The sequence below is a fragment of the Kribbella antiqua genome, from assembly GCF_004345665.1.
Lineage (GTDB): Bacteria > Actinomycetota > Actinomycetes > Propionibacteriales > Kribbellaceae > Kribbella > Kribbella antiqua.
Genome location: NZ_SLWR01000003.1, coordinates 105,355 through 124,715, shown reverse-complemented (window position 1 = coordinate 124,715; position 19,361 = coordinate 105,355). Strand labels below are relative to the sequence as shown.

Here is a 19,361-nt window from a genome sequence, read left to right as displayed (position 1 = left end):
GCCCCGAGAGGGCAGTCGGCCCGAAGGAGGGCGGGCCCGGTGCCTCATTCCGTGACCGGCAGGGGAGGTACAGTCCGGTCGCGGACGGGAGTACTTCCGGGTTCCACCTGGAGCCTGCGTCAGCGACCCGTCCGTCGCCGACAGCAGAACGTTGTCATGCGGGCACAGCGCCGGACCATCCCCCGGATCAAACATTTGCATTGCCTTTGAACAAAACAACGCTGTGTAAACAAACTCTCACTTTCCGTACAAATGTTGCCTGCCGCAACAACAGAACCACCACAAAACCAGGCACTTCCACCCCACCCCCAGCACCCCCGCCCAACCGTCACCCCAGATGTAACCCCGAGTTGCAATCAACCCGCAACATTCCCCACCCGGCCGCCTCCAGAACCCCGGCACGCCCAGCCGGCCTCGCGGCGCCCAGGCGCGACGCCGACCGCACCGACAAAGCTCCCCCACGTCCGGGCGGCACCTCTCACCCGCCGCCACCAGAACCCCGGCACGACCAGAGCCGTCGGCACGCGGAGGTGAACTCGCGGGGGCCTCGGCTACCGAGTACTCCCGGTGGGCGCTGGTCGCGCGAGGCTCGACGCCGCAGCCCGAGGTGGTTAGTACGGGTAGGTGTCGTCGCGGCGGGTGGGGTCTAGGTCCCAGAGGGAGAATTCGACGATCTTGTGGGCTTCCTCGCCGCCGGCCGGGGTGAGGCCGGCTGTGTCGTAGTCCTTGGAGCCGAGGCCGTCGAGGTAGCAGAGCAGCTCGAACGCCGACTGCACGTCCTCGATGTCGTCGATCACCTCGTCGTTCTGCGCCTCGTCCGCCCGGCTCCGGACGTACTGCACGAACGCCTCCGGATCCGTCACCACGAAGTCGTACCGAGCCTGGTAGCTCAGCCGTACGCCGTCCTCCGGCAGCAGCGGCTCCTCCAGGTCGTCGAGGTCGCCCAGGCTGTCGCCCTCGACGATCTCTCGGTAGTCCTCCGGGTCGTCGAAGTCGTCCGGCCCCAGCGGCAGGTCGTCCAGCTCGTCGGGGTCGTAGGAGTCGATCCCGAGGAAGATGTCACCCCAGCCCCGTTCGTGTACGGCGTCCGCGAGCGCCCGGGCCTGGACCCGGACGTTCTCGATCGCGCCGGTGGCCCGCAGATCGTGCAGGTCCAGAGCGTCGGCCTGCTCCAGCAGCACCCGGGCGAGTTCACGGGCGGCCTCGGCGGCCGACGCGGGTTCGATCGGCTCACTCATGCTGCGACGGTACAACCATCGGCACCTCCACCGCCGAGCCCGGTATGCCGAACGCGTCGACCAGCTCCACCGCGGCCGGCCGGACGACGGCGCACAGCTCGTTCACGAGCGCCGTGATGGCCTTCGATCGGCCCGGCGACAACCGCCCGTGCTCGAGGTACCACGCCCGCTCCGCCTCGATCGTCGCCAGCGCGTGGAGATCGCAGACGTCCTTCAAGAGCTGGCGAATCTCCTCCGGCGCGTCCGCCACCGCAGCCTGGAACGCCTCGAGCACGACTCGGTCGACATGTGCTCGCCCGGCCGCGATGACATGGTCCTGGCACCGGTTGAACACCTCGAACGGCTCGTCACCCGCGTCGATGCCCGCCTTCAGCCGCCGAGCGACCCCGGCCAGCATGTGCTCCTCCCGGAACCGCAGCATCCCCGAGTGATACCCGTCGTCCCGCAGCCCGGCATCCGGATCAGCCGAGTCACCGCTCCGATTCGGTACGACGTCCCGCAGCCGCTCGACCAGTGGTCGCAGCGCAGCCTTCTCGACCGCGATCTCCACCGCCTGCGCCGCGATGAACCGGGCAGTGCCGAGTGGATCCAGCTTCCCGAACGACTCCCGGTAGTCGGTCAGCAACCCCTTCGCGACCAGCTGCAGCAGGACGGTGTTGTCCCCTTCGAAGGTCGTAAATACATCGGTGTCCGCCTTGAGGGTTGCCAGCCGGTTCTCCGCCAGGTACCCCGCGCCGCCGCACGCCTCGCGGCACGTCTGGATCGTCTCGGTCGCATGCCACGTCCCGAGCGCCTTCGTCCCGGCCGCCTGGGCCTCCAACGCGCGCCGGTCGTGCTCGCTGCTGCCGTCGCCGAAGATCCGGACAAACTCGTCGACCAACTCGGCCTGCGCGAAATGCAGGGCGTAGGTCCGGGCGAGCAGTGGCAGCAGCCGGCGCTGGTGCATCCGGTAGTCGAGCAGCAGCGCCTCCTCGGCACTCCCGGGGGCGCCGAACTGCCGACGCTGATCGCCGTACCGGATCGCGATCGCGAGCGCCACCTTGCTCGCGTTGATCGCGGCGCCGCCGACCGAGACGCGCCCCTGCACGAGGGTGCCGAGCATGGTGAAGAACCGCCGGTCCGGGTTCTCGATCTCGCTCTTGTAGTTGCCTTCGGCATCGATCTGGGCATAGCGGTCCAGCAGTGCCTCCCGTGGCACCCGCACCTGGTCGAACACGATCCGCCCGTTGTCGACCCCGTTCAGCCCGAGCTTCGGTCCGCAATCGGTCAGCGTGACGCCTGGCATCGCCGTACCGTCGTCAGCTCTGATCGGCACCAGCAGGCAGTGCACGCCGTGCGTCTCGCCGCCCACGACGAGCTGAGCGAACACCGCCGCCATCCGGCCGTGCCGGGCCGCGTTGCCGATGTAGTCCTTCCGCGCCGACGGGGTTGGCGTGTGTACGACGAACTCCCCCGTCGAGGCGTCGTACGTCGCCGTCGTGCCGAGCGCCTGGACGTTGGAGCCGTGCCCGGTCTCGGTCATCGCGAAGCACCCGAGCAGCCGGCCGCTGACCGCGTCGGCGAGGTAGCGCTCGTGGTGCCGCTCGGTGCCCAGGTGCAGGATGGCGCCGGCGAACAGACCGAACTGCACGCCCGCCTTCACCATCAGCGAGAGGTCCCCGAAGGCGAGCGTCTCGAACCCGGCGATGAACCCGCCGAGGTCGCCCTCACCGCCGTACTCCTTCGGGAAGCCGCGCGCTGGATGCCCCTCCGCGGTGATCTGCTGCAGCAACTCGAGCACCTTGTCCCGGTACTCGTCCGTGGGCAGCGTGACCGCGAAGTCCAGCAGCTCCGGGTTGGCCTCCAGCCCGGCGCGCACGACGTCGCGGGCCGCCTTGTACGGCCCGTCCAGATACTCCCGCAACCCCGATGTCTCCATGCCCATAACTTATGCGGATCGGCGGACACTTTCCGTGACGACTTGACGACTGTGGAAAACATGGCCAGGAGACCGCATCTGCGGCACTAGAATGCTGTTTATGCCGAATTTGCGGATCAGTGAGGCGGCCGCGTTGCTCGGTGTCAGTGACGACACCGTACGGCGCTGGGTCGAGCAGGGCCGGCTGCCGTCGGTCCAGGACGGTGGCCGGATGGCGATCGAGGGTCGCGAGCTCGCGACGTTCGCCCAGGAACTGGCTGAGTCACCCGAGCCGGGCGCCACCGCCGCGGCCTCGGCGCGGAACCGCATGCGCGGCATCGTCACCCGCGTCGTCAAGGACGTCGTGATGGCACAGGTCGAGCTGCAGGCCGGACCGTTCCGCGTGGTCTCGCTGATGAGCCGCGAGGCTGCCGACGAGCTCGGTCTCGAGCCGGGCGTGGTCGCCGTCGCCTCGATCAAGTCCACCCATGTCGTCGTCGAAATCCCGGAGGCCTGATGTTCCGCCGTACTGCGCTCGCCGCCCTCGCCGCCGCTGCCGCGCTCACCCTGGCCGGCTGCGGCAACGACAGCCCGGCCGCATCGTCGAGCGGTTCCAGTACGACGGCTCTGTCGGGGACCGTCAACGTCTTCGCGGCGGCGTCGCTGACCGGCTCGTTCACCCAGCTGGGCAAGGACTTCGAGAAGGCGCACCCGGGTGTGAAGGTGAACTTCAACTTCGCCGGGAGTTCGGCGCTGGCGCAGCAGATCAACCAAGGCGCACCGGCGGACGTGTTCGCGTCGGCTGCACCGAAGAACATGGACCAGGTGGCCGACAAGAACACTCCGACGACGTTCGTGAAGAACACGCTGGAGATCGCCGTACCGACCGGCAACCCGGGCAAGATCACCGGGCTGAAGGACTTCGCGGACAAGAACAAGAAGATCGCACTGTGCGCCGTGCAGGTGCCGTGTGGCGCCGCGGCGGACAAGGTGTTCAAAGCGGTCGGGATCACCCCGCAGCCGGACAGCCTGGAGCAGGACGTCAAGGCCGCGCTGACGAAGGTCAGCCTCGGTGAGGTCGATGCCGCGCTCGTCTACAAGACGGACGTACTGTCGGCGAAGGGCAAGGTCGAGGGCATCGAGTTCCCCGAAGCGAGCACGGCTGTGAACGAGTACCCGATCGCCACGCTGACCAAGGCCCCGAACGCTGACGGCGCCAAGGCCTTCGTCGACTATGTCCTGTCCGACCAGGGCAAGGCAGTACTGACCGCGTCAGGCTTCGACTCGCCGTGAGCCTCAGGCAGGACACCCGCACCGGTAGTGTCAGGCGGCGGACTGGCGGCCAGCTTCCACTTGTGCTCCTCCTGCCTGCGCTGGTCGGCCTGGCGTTCCTGCTGGTCCCCCTGATCGGTCTGCTGATCAAGGCGCCTTGGTCGACCCTGCCGAGCCGTCTGTTCAGTGCCGACATCTGGCAGGCGCTGCGGCTGTCTCTACTGTGCGCAACTCTTGCCACCACCGTCTGCCTGCTCCTAGGCATCCCACTGGCATGGCTGCTCGCCAGAGCGTCGCTGCCGGGCCGCGGCCTCATCCGGGCGCTCGTGACAGTCCCTCTGGTGCTGCCGCCAGTTGTCGGCGGTGTTGCGTTGCTTCTGGTCCTCGGACGACGCGGACTGATCGGTGAACGCCTCGACCTCTGGTTCGGCTTCTCCTTGCCCTTCACCACAGCCGGAGTGGTCGTCGCGGAAGCGTTCGTAGCCATGCCGTTCCTGGTGATCTCGGTAGAGGGCGCACTGCGTGCTGCCGACCCCCGCTACGAGGAGGCCGCCGCCACACTCGGTGCGGGCCGTTGGCTGACGTTCCGCCGGGTCACGCTCCCGTCGATCGCGCCTGGCGTCGTGGCGGGCGCCGTACTGTGCTGGGCTCGTGCACTGGGCGAGTTCGGGGCGACCATTACCTTTGCCGGCAACCTGCCCGGCCGTACGACGACTATGCCGCTGGCTGTGTATCTGGCGTTGGAGACTGACCCCGACGTGGCCGTCGTACTGAGTCTGGTGCTCCTGCTCGTGTCCGTCGTCGTACTGGCGTCTCTCCGCGAGCGCTGGATAAGTGGGCTGCGATGACCCTGTACGCCGACGTGCGGGTGAGCCGTGGAGCGTTTGACCTCTCGCTGGACCTCACTGTCGAGCCCGGAGAGGTAGTCGCGTTGCTGGGGCCTAATGGCGCTGGCAAGACGACTGCGTTGCGAGCGATCGCAGGTCTGCTTCCTGTCGGCGCAGGCCGCGTCGCATTGGACGACGAGGTCTGGGACGAGCCGCCGCGCGTCTTCCGTACGCCGGACCGTCGGCCGATCGGAGTGGTGTTCCAGGACTATCTGCTCTTCGACCACCTCAGCGCACTGGAGAACGTCGCCTTCGGCCTCCGCGCCCGCGGCGTCGAGAAGCATGCGGCGCGTGCAGAGGCACTGCGGTGGCTGGGGGCCGTCGGACTGGCGTCGTACGCACGCTCTCGGCCCCGAGCCCTATCCGGCGGCCAGGCCCAGCGGGTCGCGCTAGTACGCGCGCTGGCAACGAGCCCATCCGTGCTGCTGCTTGATGAGCCATTGGCTGCGCTGGACGCGAGTACGACGCTCCACGTGCGTGCCGAGCTCGGTCAACACCTGAACCGCTACGAAGGCCGCACTCTCCTGGTCACGCACGACCCGCTGGACGCGATGGTGCTCGCAGACCGCCTCGTCATCGTCGAGAACGGCCGCATCGTCCAGCAAGGCCGCCCGACCGACATAGCCCGCCGTCCCCGCACCGACTACGTAGCCCAACTAGTAGGCCTCAACCTCTACCGAGGCACCGCCACCAACACCACAGTCGCGCTGACCGACGGCGGCACCATCACCCTCGCCGAACCCGCCTCCGGCCCAGTCCACGTAGCCTTCCCACCCACCGCCGTCAGCCTCTACCCAGAACCCCCAACCGGCAGCCCTCGCAACACCTGGCCCGCCGTAGTCACTGGCATAGAACAACACGCCCACACAGTCCGAGTCCGCCTCGACGCCACCCCCACCGGCCCCACCACCCTCCTGGCCGACATAACCCCCGCCGCCGTAGCCGACCTTCACCTAACCCCCGGCCAACACCTCCACGCCACCCTCAAGGCAACCGAAATCCACACCTACCCGAGTTAGGGCTGGAAGAGTTTCCAGTGGCCTTCGGTGGTGACGTCGATGGTGCCGTTGGTGACCTTGATTGCGGAGTTGTCGTCCAGGGCGTAGGTGGGGACTGGGACTTTGGTGGCCCAGGTGGCGATGTTGGCTTCTTGGGTGTCTTCCATGGCGGGGTGGTTCAGGTGGGGGTAGATCGCGATGTCGATCAGGCCTAGGGGAGTCTCGGTGCCGGTAGTGGGGACTGGGCGGTCGTTGTAGTTTTCGCCGAAGCTTGCGGTGACTGCCATGCTGCCGGCGCTCACTCCGACGTACACCGTCTCGCTGCGCAGTGAGGGCAGCAGGTCGGCGAAGCCGGACTCGCGCATCCAGTGGCACAGGTACATGGGGTCGCCGCCGCCGACCAGCAGCACGTCCGTTTCCTTGACCAGCGGGATCCAGTTCTCCTCGGCCACGCTCGGCAAAGCGGTGAGCTCGAGGACTCCCACCGACTTCCAGCCCAGATCGACCAGCCGGCCTTGTGACGTGCCGCTGATCAGGCGGTAGGCGATGGCCGGGCCCTCGGGGAAGTAATACGCGGCGGTGGGAATGCAGAGGGCAGTGCACTCCGAGATCGGTTTGTCGAGCAGGTCGGCCAGCGCGCTGTGGATGCTCGGGTTTCTGACGCCCGAAGAGGTGAGAAGAAACTTCACGGCAGTCCTCCCAAGATCGTTGTGGGCAACGCTAACCGGAGAACTAGCCCAGCTGGTGATTCGACGCGAGTTGGAGCAGCGCCGCGCCCGCGGCTTGCATCGGCTTCCGGTTGACGAACTCGTCGATTGCTTCGGCGGTGAAAGGCTGCGGCGCGAGTACCTGTCCCTCGTCGTTGTCAGCGTTGACCTGACCGAAGAGCTCGTCGAAGAGATCGGCGGAGATCGAGAGGACGGTCAGCAGGTCGGTTGCGAAGGTCAACGGATCGACCCCGAGTCCGACGCAGTACGCGCGTACGGAACCGTCTTCGAGGCCGGTCGACAGGCGCGCGGCGAAGGGCCAGTCGTGATAGTCGATCGGTGCGGCGCCGCTGCCGTGGTCCTCGGATGCACCCAGCAGTTCCTCGGCCAGTTCGCGTACGACGTTGTGCCACAAGGAGAAGTCATGCGCTTCATTCCATGGCGCGTCGGCACTGGGCTGGAAGATGCCGGAGGGGACGACCTGGTAGAGCCCGCCCGCATGCCCGACCTTGGCCGGATCGCGCCAATGCAGGAAGAAGGTCGACGTCGAGTCCCGGCGGATGGTCAGCGTGCTGATCGCGAGATTGATCGGCCGTCGCGTCGCGTCCCACGGATCGCCGATCGCCGCCCGGAGACCTCCCGGCGCATCAGGCGACAGCTGTCGCGCCGCATACTCGTGCGCGGCCGCCTCGCCCGTGTTGATGCTGTCGAAGTACGTACCGCGCCCCAGGCGAAGCACGGGCGTCGCGCCCGCCAGATCCGCATCAAGCAGACGGTATGTCGGCCTGTTCTCGAAGACAGCCGGCGGAGCTAGCTCGGCGATCGCCTCGGCATAAGACCCGTACGGCAGGGCCGCACGAGCGCCCGTCACGCCGGAGAATTCAGCGTCGGGCTCGAACTGCAGCTCCACCGACGCCAGCGGGATAGGCGTCGATGGAATCCACGAGGCCGGCGCCAGCAACGGCGTCCCAGCCACGCGGCGATCCACAGCGAACTCATCGGCCGCTTCGACGCCGAGGCGATACCGGTTGTCCACCAGATACCGCCGTACGTCGAGCCAGGTACGACGACTGTCGTCGACGTCCGGCCCGGTCACATCCCGACCCTATCCCAAACGGTCTGCACCGGTACGAGCGAGAGCGGGAGAAGTTACGGGGTGTGACGGGGTTGGGACGGGTTGACATCTTGTTACGGAGGTTTTGACGCTCAGGCTTGAGGGTTGTGTAACGAAGAGTGTCTACTTACTCACCCGTAGTGTGTGGGTTCTTCACAGAAGAGTGATGACATCGTGCACTACGCCGGCCCTGGCGGTGGCGCCCAAGATGGCGGGGCACCACGAGAAGGGGGGTCGGACGAGCATGCACGAGACAGCTCAGGAGAGTTACGAGTTCTACTGCCTTGCGGATCGGCGGTTCTACGAGACACCCGCCAATCGCGGTGCCGAGCATCCGGATTTCGCGTTGTGCAGCCGCCCGGTTCCGGACGGCTGGCGGCATGTGCCCGGCGAGACCTGGATGCACTACGCGCCGGCGGAGCTGCGACTTCCCCAGCAGGGTTGGAAGATCCACGTCTCGGCCCGGCTCGCCGATGTGGAGCGCACGCTCGAGGCAGTGTGGGAGTACTGCGTCCCCCGCGGCATCGCGTTCAAGTTCCTCCGCAACGAACCCGTGCTGGTAATGGTCAACTCGAAGGCCGCCCCGCGCGGTTCGAGCGGCAAGCTGGTGACGATCTACCCGGCCGACGAGGCCCAGCTCGAGCTGATCCTCAAAGAGCTCGACGGCATCCTGCACGGCGTCGAAGGCCCGTACATTCTGAGCGACCTCCGCTACGCCGAGGGTCCGCTGTTCGTCCGGTACGGCGCTTTCGTCAGCAGGTACTGCCTTTCACCCACCGGCGAACGGGTCCTGGCGCTCGAGGACGACAACGGCACGCTGGTCCCGGATCATCGCGGCCCGACGTTCTCGACGCCGCCGTGGGTGACGCTGCCGGCCTTCCTCGAGCCGCATCTCGAAGCCCGCAACGCGGTCACCACCAACGACCTCGCGTACACGATCGACGGCGTCATCCAGTTCTCCAACGGCGGCGGTGTCTACCTCGGGCGCCACAACGAGACCGGCGACCGTGTCGTCCTCAAGGAAGGACGCCCGTACGCCGGACTCGACATGTCCGGCCGGGACGCGGTCGCCCGGATCAGCCACGAGCGCGACATCCTCGAGCAGCTCGACGGACTGAGCGTCGTACCGAAGGTCCATGACTATCTCCAGCTCGGTGAGCACCACTTCTTGGTGCAGGAGCACATCGACTCGGTGTCGCTGCAACGAGAGCTCGTACGGCGGTATCCGCTGACTCACCCGGATGCGTCCGAAGCCGACAAGGCGGAGTACGCCGAATGGGCCACGCGGATCGTCGAGCAACTCGCGCAGGCGGTCGGGCAGTTGCACGAGCGCGGCGTCGTGTTCTGCGACCTGCACCCGGACAACGTCCTGCTCGATGCCGACGGCAACCTCACGCTCATCGACTTCGAGGTGGCGACCCGCGCCGAGGACAGAGCGAGATCAACACTGGCCCATCCCGGCTACGCGGCGCCCCCAGACCGGCAAGGCGTCGAGGTGGACCGCTACGCGCTGGCCTGTATCGCGCTCGGCGTTTTCGCGCCGCAGACAACGATCCTGCTCAATCTCCATCCCGGCAAGGCATTCCACCTCGCCGAGATGATCACCGAGACCTTTCCGGTGCCTAGAGCAACGATCGACCAAGCCGTCAGCATCATCACCGACGCCGGCAATGAGCTGGCCGATCTAGCCCTGCCGGGCAAGGCTGGGTGGACCGAGGTCCGGGATGCGCTGACCCGTTCGATCGTCGCCAGCGCCACGCCCGAGCGCGCCGACAGGCTGTTCCCCGGCGACATCGCGCAGTTCCGCCCCGGCGCCGGCATCGACATCGCAACCGGCGCCGCCGGTGTCCTCTACGCACTCAAGCGGACCGGCGCCGAGCGATTCCCGCAGTACGACGACTGGCTGCGCAAGCGCGCGCTGGACACGGAGACCGGTCCCGGCCTGTACGACGGCCTGCACGGTGTGGCGCACGTCCTCGACGAGCTCGGATACCGCCAGGACGCGCTGGATCTGGTCGACCGCACACTCGTCGACGACTGGACCTCCCGCGAACTAGGACTGCACTCCGGCCTGGCCGGCATCGGGTTGAACCTGCTGCACTTCGACACCGAGCCGACGCTGCGTGCGAAGGCGGTCCGGGTGCTCGACCTGGTCGCGGACCGGCTCGGCGACGTGACCGACGTACCGGAGATCAGTGGCGGTCAGCATGCGCGGGCCGGGTTGATGTACGGGTCGTCCGGGCCCGCGCTGTTGTTCCTCAACGCGTTCGAGCAGCTCGGGGACACCGGCCTGCTCGACCTGGCCGAGATCGCGATCAGGCAAGACCTTCGACGGACGCTGATCACGCCGGACGGAACGCGGCAAATCAACCAAGGCTGGCGGACGCTGCCCTATCTCGAAGAAGGTTCGGCCGGCATCGCGCTCGTCGTCGAGCGGTACTTGCGCCACCGTCCATCGGACGAGCTCGCAGGCTCGCTGGAGGAGCTGACCAAGGTCACGCACTGCGACTTCTACGTTCAGCCCGGCCTGTTCATGGGCCGCGCCGGTCTCCTGCTGACAGCCTCGGCGCTTGGTGAACAGGTCGACGACCTGGTCTACGGGCTCGGCTGGCATGCGCTGCCGTTCGCCGGCGGCCTCGCGTACCCCGGCAACCAGCTGCTCCGTCTCTCGATGGACCTGGCAACCGGATCGGCCGGCGTCCTGCTGGCCCTGGGAACCGCGCTGCACGAGGCGCCGGTGTCCCTCCCGTTCCTCGGACCTCCCCAGTGGTCCGAGTCCTCATCCCGACAACCTGCACTCAAGGAGGTGTAAAACATGGCACTTCTCGACCTTCAGGGTCTCGAGACCCCGGGTTACGGCGGTGGCCACCACCACCCCGGTGGTTCCACGCTGACCGTTCTGGGCTGCGCTTCGCAGACCCCGAGCAACCTGAGCCTTCTGCTCTGCCACTGATCGGCCCCTGGGCAACCAGGTTCTGACAAGGCCCTGGGTGGGCGGCATACCCACCCAGGGCCGGGCCACCGCAGCCAGGAAGGAGCGACAACGTGCAGGCTCATCGGCTGCCGCTCGTAGAAAAGGTGCACGGCCACCTCGTTGCCGATCCGTACCGCTGGCTGGAGGACTCCGCCTCCCCTGAGACGCAGCGCTGGCAAGCGATCCAGGACGACCTCTGGCTCAACCACGCCACCACTCTCACTACCCGCTATCACTTCCGCGCGCATGTCAAAGCCCTCTCCAACGTCGGCACCGTGTCCGCCCCCATCTGGCGAGGCGACCGATGCTTCACACTCCGCCGCGACCCCGGCCAGCAACACCCGGTCCTGTACGTCGGCCCGAAGTCACTCATCGACCCGATGCAGCTCGACCCGACCGGCCTCACCACGCTGGACAGCTGGCAGCCCTCCCCGGACGGCAGTCTGGTCGCCTACCAGATCTCCCGCGGCGGCACCGAGCAATCCGTCCTCTACGTCCTGGACGTCACCACGGGACAAGTAACAGACGGCCCGATCGACGGCTGTCGCTACTCCCCTGTCGCCTGGCTCCCCGACGGAAACGCCTTCTACTACGTACGCTTCCGTCAGGTACGACGCCACCGCCTCAACGACGCCGGCGACACCACGATCCTCGAGGGCGAAGCGTCGTACGGGCTCGAAATCAGCGCCGACGGTCGTTGGCTCACCATCTCAGCGGCGCGTGGCACCACGAACGACCTCTGGCTCGCCGACCTCAGCACCAACGAACCTCCCAAACCCGTCGAGCAAGACGCGCTGACGGTGATGACAGTCGCACCTGATGGTCGCCTGTACGTCGTCACCACCAAGGACGCACCCACCGGCCGTCTCTGCATCGGTGACCCCACCAGCCCAAGCGTCTGGCACGACTTCGTCACCCCCACCAAACCCCTCACCGGATTCGCGATTCTGGACGACGCGATCCTGCTGGCGACGACCAGTGAGATCGCGATCCACGACCGCGAGACCGGCCGCCGCACGGGCGACGTACCGCTGCCAGGCCTCGGCTCCATCGGCACCATCACCACCCACGGAAGCCAAGCCTGGTTCACCTACACCGACAGCGTCACCCCATCGGCCGTCTACTGCTACGACGACACCACCGGCCGTACGACGCTCTGGTCGGAAGCGCCGGGCCCGAAAGCCGAAGCAGAAACGCACCAGCTCACTTGCAACCCCGAGCTCCACCTCACCGCGATCGCCAAACCAGGAACTGGACCACGCCCGACGATCCTCTACGGGTACGGCGGTTTCGGCCAGGATCTCACCCCGACATACTCGGCGTTCGCCCTCGCCTGGGTCGAAGCCGGCGGGGTGTTCGTCACCGCGCACCTGCCCCGGCGAGACCGGAAGCAGCAGGTCATCGACGACTTCATCGGCGCGGCCGAGCACCTCACCGCAGAGGGCTGGACCACCCCGGCTCAACTCGCGCTCTGCGGTGAGTCGAACGGCGGCCTGCTCGTCGCCGCGGCACTGACCCAGCGGCCGGAACTCTTCGCCGCCGCGGTCTGCTCGGCGCCGCTCACCGACATGACCCGCTACGAGCTGTCCGGCCTCGGCCCACGGTGGACCGAGGAGTTCGGCTCGGCCAAGAATGCAGATGATTTCGACCACCTCCTGTCCTACTCGCCGTACCACCGGGTGACCGAAGGCGTGAAGTACCCCGCCGTGCTGTTCACAGTCTTCGGCAACGACACCCGCGTGGACCCCTTGCACGCAAGGAAGATGTGCGCCGCCCTGCAGCACGCGACCGGTAGAGAGCGTCCCGTGCTCATCAGACTGGACCCGGACGCGGGTCACGCCGCCGGATCCGCCAGCCAGGGAATCGGTCTCGCCGCGGACATGCTCGCCTTCCTGGCCGAGCAGACAACATGATCACCTTCAAAACCGTGGTCAAGCGTGGACGCGCCTGGCTGCCGCTCATCGGCCTCAACTCGCTGATCGCCAGCGGCGTGACACTCGCCCTGCCGACGATCCTCGGCCGCTCGGTCGACTCCATCGTCGCTGACGACGGCTACACGAAATGGCTGATCGCCGCCGCGGCCCTGATCGCGCTTGGCGTCATGGCGAACCTCGTCGACGCCTTCGCGGGCGCCGCCTGCGTCGCCGACACCACAGCCTGGTTGCGGCATCGCCTGGTCAAGCAGGTTGTCCACAGCGGCCCTGAGGGCACGCGCGATTTCGAGACCGGCGACCTCGTCACCCGCGTCTCCGCCAACGCAACCGACGCCGCCCAAGCCGGTCCAGCTGCCGTCACCGCGATTGCCGCGATCGCGCCACCCATCGGAAGCCTGGTCCTGCTCGCGTTCATCGATCCCTGGCTCGCCGCGGCGTTCTTCGGCGGCGTGCTGCTCGTGATCGCCGTCCTGTGGACCTTCGCCCGCCGGACCGCCGACGTCAGCCTCGCGTACCAGGAGACCCAGGGCCGCATCGCTTCGCTGCTGTCCGAGTCACTCACCGGCATCCGGACCATCGCCGCCGCCGGTACGACGACCCGCGAGGAGCGCCGCATCCTCGGTCTCCTCCCCGAGCTGCACAAGCACGGCATGGTCACCTGGCGCATCCTGGCTCGCTCCGGAGCTCAGGCCGCGATCGTCGGTCCGCTCGTCCTGGTCGCCGTACTGGCTGTCGGAGGTCTCCAACTCGTCGACCACCGGATCACCGCGGGCGAGTGGTTCGCTGCTTCCCAGTACGCCGTCATCGGCGCCGGCCTGGGCAGTCTGACCGGTGTCATCGGCGGGCTCGCCCGCGCCAAGGCCGGTGTGCATCGGGCGGCCGAGGTGCTGAAGGTCCCGACAGTCGCGCACGGGACGCTGAGTCTTCCGACCGGTCCAGGGCGCCTGACCTTCGATAGCGTCAGTGTCGAGACCAACGGGAATGTCCTGCTGGACAACGTGAATCTCGACCTACCCGGCGGTGCGACCGTCGCGGTGGTCGGTCCGAGTGGTGCCGGGAAGTCGGTGCTCGCCGCCGTCGCAGCGAGGTTGCGTGACCCGTCGACCGGGCAGGTGACGCTGGACGGCGTACCGCTGCAGGCGATCAATCGTCATGCGCTCCGGAGCGCGGTCGGGTGCGCGTTCGAACGTCCGCAGCTGGTCGGCCGGACCATCGGCGACGCGATCGAGCCGGACGCCGTCAGCCCGATCCGCACCCTCGCGGCGGCGCGCGCGACCCACGCGCACGACTTCGTCAGCCGCCTGCCCGACGGGTACTTCACTTCCTTGCGCAAGGCACCAATGTCCGGTGGTGAACGGCAACGACTCGGCCTCGCCCGGGCCTGGTCGGCGAACCGCCTGCTGGTGCTGGACGACGCGACCTCGAGCCTCGACACCGCGACCGAGATGCAGATCAGCCGCACTCTCACCGAGGACCGGCACCGCCGGACCCGCCTGATCGTCACCCACCGCCCTGCCACCGCCGCCCGCGCCGATCTCGTCATCTGGCTCGACCGCGGCCGAGTCCGCGCCGTCGCCCCACATGCCGACCTCTGGCGCAACGACTCCTACCGCGAGATCTTCGGATGAAGCGAGAACTCGCGTACGGCGCCCAGGCGCTGAAGAAGCGTGCGTCGATCAAGCTGGTCGCGTGGTCGGTCCCGGAGATCCTGCCGACCGCGGTCTACGGCATCGCGGTCGCCCACGCGACCGACAACTTCCTCGCCGGACACGCCTGGCAAGGCATCGCCTGGCTCGGCGGTCTCGTGGCCACCGCCTGCCTCGGCGCCGCCGGCGCCCGCCAGGTCTACGGCCGCCTCGGCGAGCTCGTCGAGCCAGTTCGAGATGATCTCGTACGACGCGTGGTCGCCGGAGCCCTGCGCACCGGTGACGACAGCGCCGTCGCCCGGCTGAACCGGCAGGTGGAGATCGTGCGCGACACCTTCGCCGGCCTGGTCCTGGTGATCCGCAGTTTCGCCGTGACGTTGTTCGGCGTACTGGCTGGTCTGTTGTCGCTTGCGCCGTTGGTCGCGGCGTTCGTCGTACCGCCGTTCATCGTCGGGTTCGCGTTGTCCCTGGCGGTGTTGGGGATGGCGGCGGATCGGGTCCGGGCGTCGTTGCAGGCGGATGAGGAGCTCGCGGCGTCGGCCGGGATGGTGTTCGGTGGCGTGCGGGACATCACCGCGAGCGGAACCGAGGAGTTCGCCTCCCGGCTGGTCGGTGAGCCGATCGAGGCGCATGCGTCGGCGGAGCGCGCCTTGGCCAAGGTAGCCGCGCTGAGGACGTTGTGTTTCGCCGTCGGAGGATGGTTGCCGTTGCTGATCCTGCTCGCGACCGGACCGTGGCTGGTCGGGCGCGGCGTGAGCACAGGCACGCTGCTCGGCGGGCTCACGTACGTGCTGATCGGTCTGCAACCGGCGCTCAACACAGTGATGAGCGCCCTGGGCGACAGCGGTCTGCGGTATGTGATCACGCTCGGGCGAATCCTCGACACCTCAGCTCCGGTCGACCGGCCGCGACGGAGCGTCGCACAGGGGTACCAGGTCCGCATGCAGGGGCTGACCTTTTCGTACGGGCCTCACGCCGAACCAGTCCTGGACAACCTCGAACTGATGATCCCCGAAGGCGAACATCTGGCGATCGTCGGGCCGAGTGGGATCGGGAAGTCGACACTCGCCGGGCTGATCTGCGGCATGCTCAGCCCCACCCGGGGCCGGCTCCTATTAGGTGGGGCAAATCCGGCTGAGGTGCCGACGGAGACGCGGGTTCTGATTCCTCAGGAGGCGTATGTTTTCAGCGGGACAGTGCTCGACAACCTCACCTATTTGTTGCCCGAAGCGACCGATCCCACCGACGCGATCGAGGCTGTCGGCGCCGGTGCGCTGATCGCGCAGATCGGTGGGCTGGCGGCGATGGTCAAGCCGGGTGAGTTGTCGGCCGGCGAACGCCAGCTGATCGCGCTCGTACGCGCGTACATCTCGCCAGCGCCGCTCGTCGTACTCGACGAAGCGACCTGTTTCCTGGATCCGGAGGCCGAACGTCGAGCCGAAGAGGCGTTCGCCCGCCGGGGCGGGACGCTCATCGTCATCGCCCACCGCGTCAGCTCGGCGCGCCGGGCCAAACGCATCCTCGTCCTCGACGGCAACAAAGCGGCCCTCGGCGCGCACGCAACCTTGATGCGCACCTCCCGCCTGTATCGAGAACTCCAAGGCCACTGGACACCAGAGGTACGCCGTCAGATCCAGCCGGCGTCTTGAGCCTTTCGAATCGCCTCGATCCGGCTGCGCGCTCCTGTCTTGGCGAGCGCGCGGGAGAGATAGTTGCGGACCGTCCCAGTGCTCAAACTCAACGTGCGCGCGATCTCCTGCGCTGTCGCCCCCGTAGTGACATGACGAAGTACCTCGCACTCGCGATCCGTCAGCGGATTGTCGCCCGCCTTCAACGCAGCCACAGCAAGCCGTACGTCGACCACCGGCAAGCCCTTCGCCACGTCGCGGATCGCCTGCACCAGCTGGTCCGTCGTCGAATCCGTCGCGATCAGCCCGATCCGCGGCGCCTGCTTGACCAGCGACAGACTCGTCGCCGCGATCGCCTCATGGTCGATCATCACCAGCACGCCACGGCCGGTGAGCTTCCGGCACAACTCCTCGATCCGGATCCGGCCCGGTAGCTGGGCATCCAGCAGTACGACGTGCGGCCGCCGCCCTGCCACCTGCAGGACGTCCTCCGAGCGGTCCAGCTCGGCCACCACGTCAAGATCGTTCTCTCTTGCCAGCACCGCTGCCAGTGCACCACGCACCAACGTGCCGCGGTGGCCGAGAGCCACTCGGATCACGTCTTCGCCCCCAGTCGCCTTCCGTCGCCTCATCCCGGGCCCCCGCCCGCGACGAAAACCAGCTGCCGGACGGCGGTGCCCGTGCTTCGATCAACGAGTGAACTCCCCGGATGACACGCACGAATCCCGCCGCTGCCCCGGTTGCCACGCCGACCTGCCCCGCTCGGACTGGCCGGGCGAGACGAAATACAACGCGTCACCGGAGTGCCTCGAGGTCGCGGGACAGCTGCTCGGCTACGAGATCGAGCACGCCGTCGAGCTCGGCTATCTGCACCAGCTCCGCATCGACGCGTACGGCGCCCAGCACGTCAGCCCGCAGCAGCCACCGATCGGTCCGGTGTTCGCACTGAACGGCCTCTACATGTACCTCGAGCGCGGCTCCGGCAACCTCGACGTCCGCACCGCCCACAGCATCATGGCCAACTCGTACGACGACTGGCCGGTGCTGACGCCACCGTCGACCGTCGGCCGGTTGACGGCGTACGACGTACTGAACGCGGGCTCGGTGCAGGACGTCGAAGCCGCGCTCATCACCTGGGCCGATCAGGTCTGGCAGTCGTGGCCCGCGGCCGACCAGGAGCTGATCCGCAAACTCACCATCGCCCTCGTCCCACCCCGCCACTTCCGCCGCTGAAACCCATCGGTTTCCCCACCTTGAGAGCCCACCAACCACAAAACCGCTCCCGAAACGGCCGGTGGCTTCTCAAGGTCGGCCGAGGCGGGGACGGTGGCTCGGCTACTCCGGGGGGCGCGGGTGTGAACGAAGGCGTTTGAAACGCGTGTCACGGCGGGAAACCGTTCTGTTGTTGGGCTTTCGCTACGTCAAGGAGCCGAAAAAAACCGGGGCAGATTCGCGGATTGGCCTTGCGCTTCCCGCCAGGGTCGCCCAGGATGACTCAGGTCACGTCGTTACCGTGGCGTGACCATTCGGAAGCTGTCCTGTGACCTGCCCGGATGCCCCTCCCTGCACGGGGGGCCTGGTGAGTTTCACCATGCCCAAGCTCACAAGGAGTTGCACTACTGATGTCCAAAGCCCGACATGCGCGCCCCCGGCGAAGTACCCGCCGGGTGGTTCGGACCCTCTCCATTGCCGGCCTCGGGGCCGGTATCACCGCCGCCGGCGCCGGTGCGGCGTTCGCGACCGACTACACGGTCAAGGCCGGCGACACCCTCTCCGAAATCGCCCAGGCCAACGGTGCCGACTGGCATCACCTGGCGAAGATCAACAACCTGGACAACCCCGATCTGATCCTGATCGGGCAGACCCTGACGCTCGACGGTGTGGAGAAGGCCACCGCTCCGCGCCCGCGGACGACCTCGAAGAAGGTCGAGACGAAGAAGGTGCGGAAGACCGAGCGCAAGGTGCGGACCAGCCGGTCCGAGGACCGTCCCGCGACGAGCGTGAGCATGAGCGCCGCCTGGCGGAAGGTCGCCCAGTGCGAGTCCAGCGGGAACCCACGCGCGGTCAACCCGGCCGGGTACTACGGCCTGTTCCAGTTCGACCTGCAGACGTGGCGCAGCGTCGGCGGCAGCGGCAATCCGGCGAAGGCGTCGGCGGCCGAGCAGCTGATGCGCGCGAAGAAGCTGTACGCCCAGCGCGGCGCTTCGCCCTGGCCGGTCTGCGGCCGCTACCTCCGCTGACACCCTCTCCAACCGGTCGGGCGGGCGGCAGACCGTCCACCCGGCCGGCCCCTCATCGCTGCAGCTCCTCATCACTGCAGCCCCCGATTAGCTGACGTTTGGCGCCTCCCACCCCTCGTGGCGGGTTAGTGCGCTACTCATCCGTGATCGCGACGGGTGGGAGGCACCAGACGTCAGCTGCGGGTGAGCACCAGCATCTCGTTGGCGCCCGCCTGGAACTCGTACGGCACCTTGCGGACCTCCCAGGTGACGCCTTCCAGGGAGTCGAGCACGGACGGCAGGAAGGAGACCGGCTCGCCGGTTCCTTGCACCACCAGCGGGAAGATGCGGACTTCCGCGCTGCTGACCCGGATCAGCTCACGCAGCGCCGCGACATGCCAGGCCTCGTCGAACTGATCGGCCCAGGTGAACAGCAGGTGCGAGCACAGCACCAGCTCGAATCGCCTGTCCTCGAACGGCAGCTCCGGGAGCGCGCCCGCGACGTACCGCTCCGGCGCCGCGGCGATGTCCTGCAGGAACCGGTCCGCCGCCTCCACCCGCAGCTCGTCCCGGCGCTCCGGTGTCCCGTACCAGTGCCAGACGAAGCTCCCCTGATTCTGGTCGACGATCCCGCTCCCGGCCGGCAGACTCCGCCGTACGGTGTCGACGAGCTCGGACTGACCCAGCTCGTACGCCGGGTCGACGGCGACCGCGTCGACGCCACGCTCGGCGGCTTCGGCAGTGAAGCTCGAACCGCCCGCGGAGCAGTCGAGCACGGATTCGGGGAGTTGGGTCAGGTCGAACATCGCTTCGTACTCGACGTACGAGCGAGAGGTCACCAGCACGG

At 67.7% G+C, this 19,361-nt stretch carries 17 protein-coding genes; 11 read left to right on the top strand and 6 right to left on the bottom strand.

All coding sequences use genetic code 11. From position 1 onward, the window contains the following. Nucleotides 1–611: 611 nt before the first annotated feature. Both EV646_RS09990 and EV646_RS09985 read right to left on the bottom strand, forming a co-directional pair. Nucleotides 612–1,238, bottom strand: a complete 627-nt coding sequence (locus EV646_RS09990) for a hypothetical protein (RefSeq protein WP_132146522.1) — start codon at nucleotides 1,236–1,238, stop codon at nucleotides 612–614. Beyond that, nucleotides 1,231–3,156, bottom strand: a complete 1,926-nt coding sequence (locus EV646_RS09985; RefSeq protein ID WP_132146519.1) for an acyl-CoA dehydrogenase family protein — start codon at nucleotides 3,154–3,156, stop codon at nucleotides 1,231–1,233. The genes EV646_RS09990 and EV646_RS09985 overlap by 8 nt, the downstream gene beginning before the upstream one ends. 100 nt (nucleotides 3,157–3,256) lie before the next feature. Between EV646_RS09985 and EV646_RS09980 the strand changes: the two genes are divergently transcribed. From EV646_RS09980 to EV646_RS09965, 4 genes are all read left to right on the top strand, one after another. Beyond that, a complete protein-coding gene (locus EV646_RS09980; protein ID WP_132146516.1) occupies nucleotides 3,257–3,652 on the top strand; it encodes a TOBE domain-containing protein in 396 nt (131 codons plus the stop codon). Continuing rightward, entirely contained in the window at nucleotides 3,652–4,428 is a 777-nt protein-coding gene (gene modA / locus EV646_RS09975) for a molybdate ABC transporter substrate-binding protein (RefSeq protein ID WP_132146510.1), read from the top strand. Before EV646_RS09980 ends, modA begins: the two co-directional genes overlap by 1 nt. A 62-nt stretch (nucleotides 4,429–4,490) precedes the next feature. Further along, nucleotides 4,491–5,255 carry a molybdate ABC transporter permease subunit gene (modB, locus tag EV646_RS09970; RefSeq protein WP_199236914.1) on the top strand — a complete coding sequence of 255 codons (765 nt, stop codon included), beginning with the start codon at nucleotides 4,491–4,493 and terminating at the stop codon, nucleotides 5,253–5,255. Beyond that, entirely contained in the window at nucleotides 5,252–6,313 is a 1,062-nt protein-coding gene (locus EV646_RS09965) for an ABC transporter ATP-binding protein (RefSeq protein ID WP_132146500.1), read from the top strand. Before modB ends, EV646_RS09965 begins: the two co-directional genes overlap by 4 nt. On the opposite strand, the gene EV646_RS09960 is transcribed toward EV646_RS09965, so the two are convergent. Together EV646_RS09960 and EV646_RS09955 are read right to left on the bottom strand one after the other, a co-directional pair. After that, nucleotides 6,310–6,981, bottom strand: a complete 672-nt coding sequence (locus tag EV646_RS09960; protein WP_132146497.1) for a Type 1 glutamine amidotransferase-like domain-containing protein — start codon at nucleotides 6,979–6,981, stop codon at nucleotides 6,310–6,312. The genes EV646_RS09965 and EV646_RS09960 overlap by 4 nt on opposite strands. Before the next feature lie 43 nt (nucleotides 6,982–7,024). After that, complete coding sequence (locus EV646_RS09955) at nucleotides 7,025–8,095, bottom strand: transcriptional regulator (protein WP_132146494.1); 1,071 nt, start codon at nucleotides 8,093–8,095, stop codon at nucleotides 7,025–7,027. A 262-nt stretch (nucleotides 8,096–8,357) separates the two neighbouring features. On the opposite strand from EV646_RS09955, the gene lanKC reads away from it, so the two are divergent. From lanKC to EV646_RS09930, 5 genes are all read left to right on the top strand, one after another. Then, nucleotides 8,358–10,925, top strand: coding sequence for a class III lanthionine synthetase LanKC (gene lanKC, locus EV646_RS09950; RefSeq protein ID WP_132146491.1), 2,568 nt, complete (start codon nucleotides 8,358–8,360; stop codon nucleotides 10,923–10,925). A 3-nt stretch (nucleotides 10,926–10,928) separates the two neighbouring features. After that, nucleotides 10,929–11,066, top strand: a complete 138-nt coding sequence (locus EV646_RS09945) for a SapB/AmfS family lanthipeptide (RefSeq protein ID WP_132146488.1) — start codon at nucleotides 10,929–10,931, stop codon at nucleotides 11,064–11,066. Between the two features lie 92 nt (nucleotides 11,067–11,158). Continuing rightward, nucleotides 11,159–13,000: a prolyl oligopeptidase family serine peptidase gene (locus EV646_RS09940; protein ID WP_132146485.1), complete on the top strand. Its 1,842-nt coding sequence runs from the start codon at nucleotides 11,159–11,161 to the stop codon at nucleotides 12,998–13,000. Beyond that, a complete protein-coding gene (locus tag EV646_RS09935) occupies nucleotides 12,997–14,649 on the top strand; it encodes an ABC transporter ATP-binding protein (protein WP_132146482.1) in 1,653 nt (550 codons plus the stop codon). The genes EV646_RS09940 and EV646_RS09935 overlap by 4 nt, the downstream gene beginning before the upstream one ends. Beyond that, nucleotides 14,646–16,316, top strand: a complete 1,671-nt coding sequence (locus tag EV646_RS09930) for an ABC transporter ATP-binding protein (RefSeq protein ID WP_132146479.1) — start codon at nucleotides 14,646–14,648, stop codon at nucleotides 16,314–16,316. Before EV646_RS09935 ends, EV646_RS09930 begins: the two co-directional genes overlap by 4 nt. On the opposite strand, the gene EV646_RS09925 is transcribed toward EV646_RS09930, so the two are convergent. Then, nucleotides 16,295–16,927, bottom strand: coding sequence for a response regulator transcription factor (locus EV646_RS09925; RefSeq protein WP_132146476.1), 633 nt, complete (start codon nucleotides 16,925–16,927; stop codon nucleotides 16,295–16,297). The two genes, EV646_RS09930 and EV646_RS09925, sit on opposite strands and share 22 nt — an antisense overlap. 64 nt (nucleotides 16,928–16,991) lie before the next feature. Here EV646_RS09925 and EV646_RS09920 point away from each other — a divergent pair, with 64 nt between their 5' ends. Further along, complete coding sequence (locus tag EV646_RS09920) at nucleotides 16,992–17,528, top strand: DUF5946 family protein (protein ID WP_132146473.1); 537 nt, start codon at nucleotides 16,992–16,994, stop codon at nucleotides 17,526–17,528. A 389-nt stretch (nucleotides 17,529–17,917) separates the two neighbouring features. Continuing rightward, the gene (locus EV646_RS09915; protein WP_132146470.1) at nucleotides 17,918–18,535 is read left to right on the top strand and encodes a transglycosylase family protein; all 618 of its coding nucleotides are present in this window, start codon (nucleotides 17,918–17,920) and stop codon (nucleotides 18,533–18,535) included. Nucleotides 18,536–18,708: 173 nt separating this feature from the next. Here the strand turns inward: EV646_RS09915 and EV646_RS09910 are convergent, their stop codons facing one another. Beyond that, nucleotides 18,709–19,359, bottom strand: coding sequence for a class I SAM-dependent methyltransferase (locus EV646_RS09910; protein WP_132146467.1), 651 nt, complete (start codon nucleotides 19,357–19,359; stop codon nucleotides 18,709–18,711). Nucleotides 19,360–19,361 lie beyond the last annotated feature (2 nt).

Excerpts from the sequence above, each read along its gene's own strand:
- EV646_RS09990 (WP_132146522.1), bottom strand. The coding sequence starts at position 1,238 with ATGAGTGAGCCGATCGAACCCGCGTCGGCCGCCGAGGCCGCCCGTGAA.
- EV646_RS09985 (WP_132146519.1), bottom strand. The coding sequence starts at position 3,156 with ATGGAGACATCGGGGTTGCGGGAGTATCTGGACGGGCCGTACAAGGCG.
- EV646_RS09980 (WP_132146516.1), top strand. The coding sequence starts at position 3,257 with ATGCCGAATTTGCGGATCAGTGAGGCGGCCGCGTTGCTCGGTGTCAGT.
- modA (WP_132146510.1), top strand. The coding sequence starts at position 3,652 with ATGTTCCGCCGTACTGCGCTCGCCGCCCTCGCCGCCGCTGCCGCGCTC.
- EV646_RS09965 (WP_132146500.1), top strand. The coding sequence starts at position 5,252 with ATGACCCTGTACGCCGACGTGCGGGTGAGCCGTGGAGCGTTTGACCTC.
- lanKC (WP_132146491.1), top strand. The coding sequence starts at position 8,358 with ATGCACGAGACAGCTCAGGAGAGTTACGAGTTCTACTGCCTTGCGGAT.
- EV646_RS09945 (WP_132146488.1), top strand. The coding sequence starts at position 10,929 with ATGGCACTTCTCGACCTTCAGGGTCTCGAGACCCCGGGTTACGGCGGT.
- EV646_RS09935 (WP_132146482.1), top strand. The coding sequence starts at position 12,997 with ATGATCACCTTCAAAACCGTGGTCAAGCGTGGACGCGCCTGGCTGCCG.
- EV646_RS09930 (WP_132146479.1), top strand. The coding sequence starts at position 14,646 with ATGAAGCGAGAACTCGCGTACGGCGCCCAGGCGCTGAAGAAGCGTGCG.
- EV646_RS09925 (WP_132146476.1), bottom strand. The coding sequence starts at position 16,927 with ATGAGGCGACGGAAGGCGACTGGGGGCGAAGACGTGATCCGAGTGGCT.
- EV646_RS09915 (WP_132146470.1), top strand. The coding sequence starts at position 17,918 with ATGTCCAAAGCCCGACATGCGCGCCCCCGGCGAAGTACCCGCCGGGTG.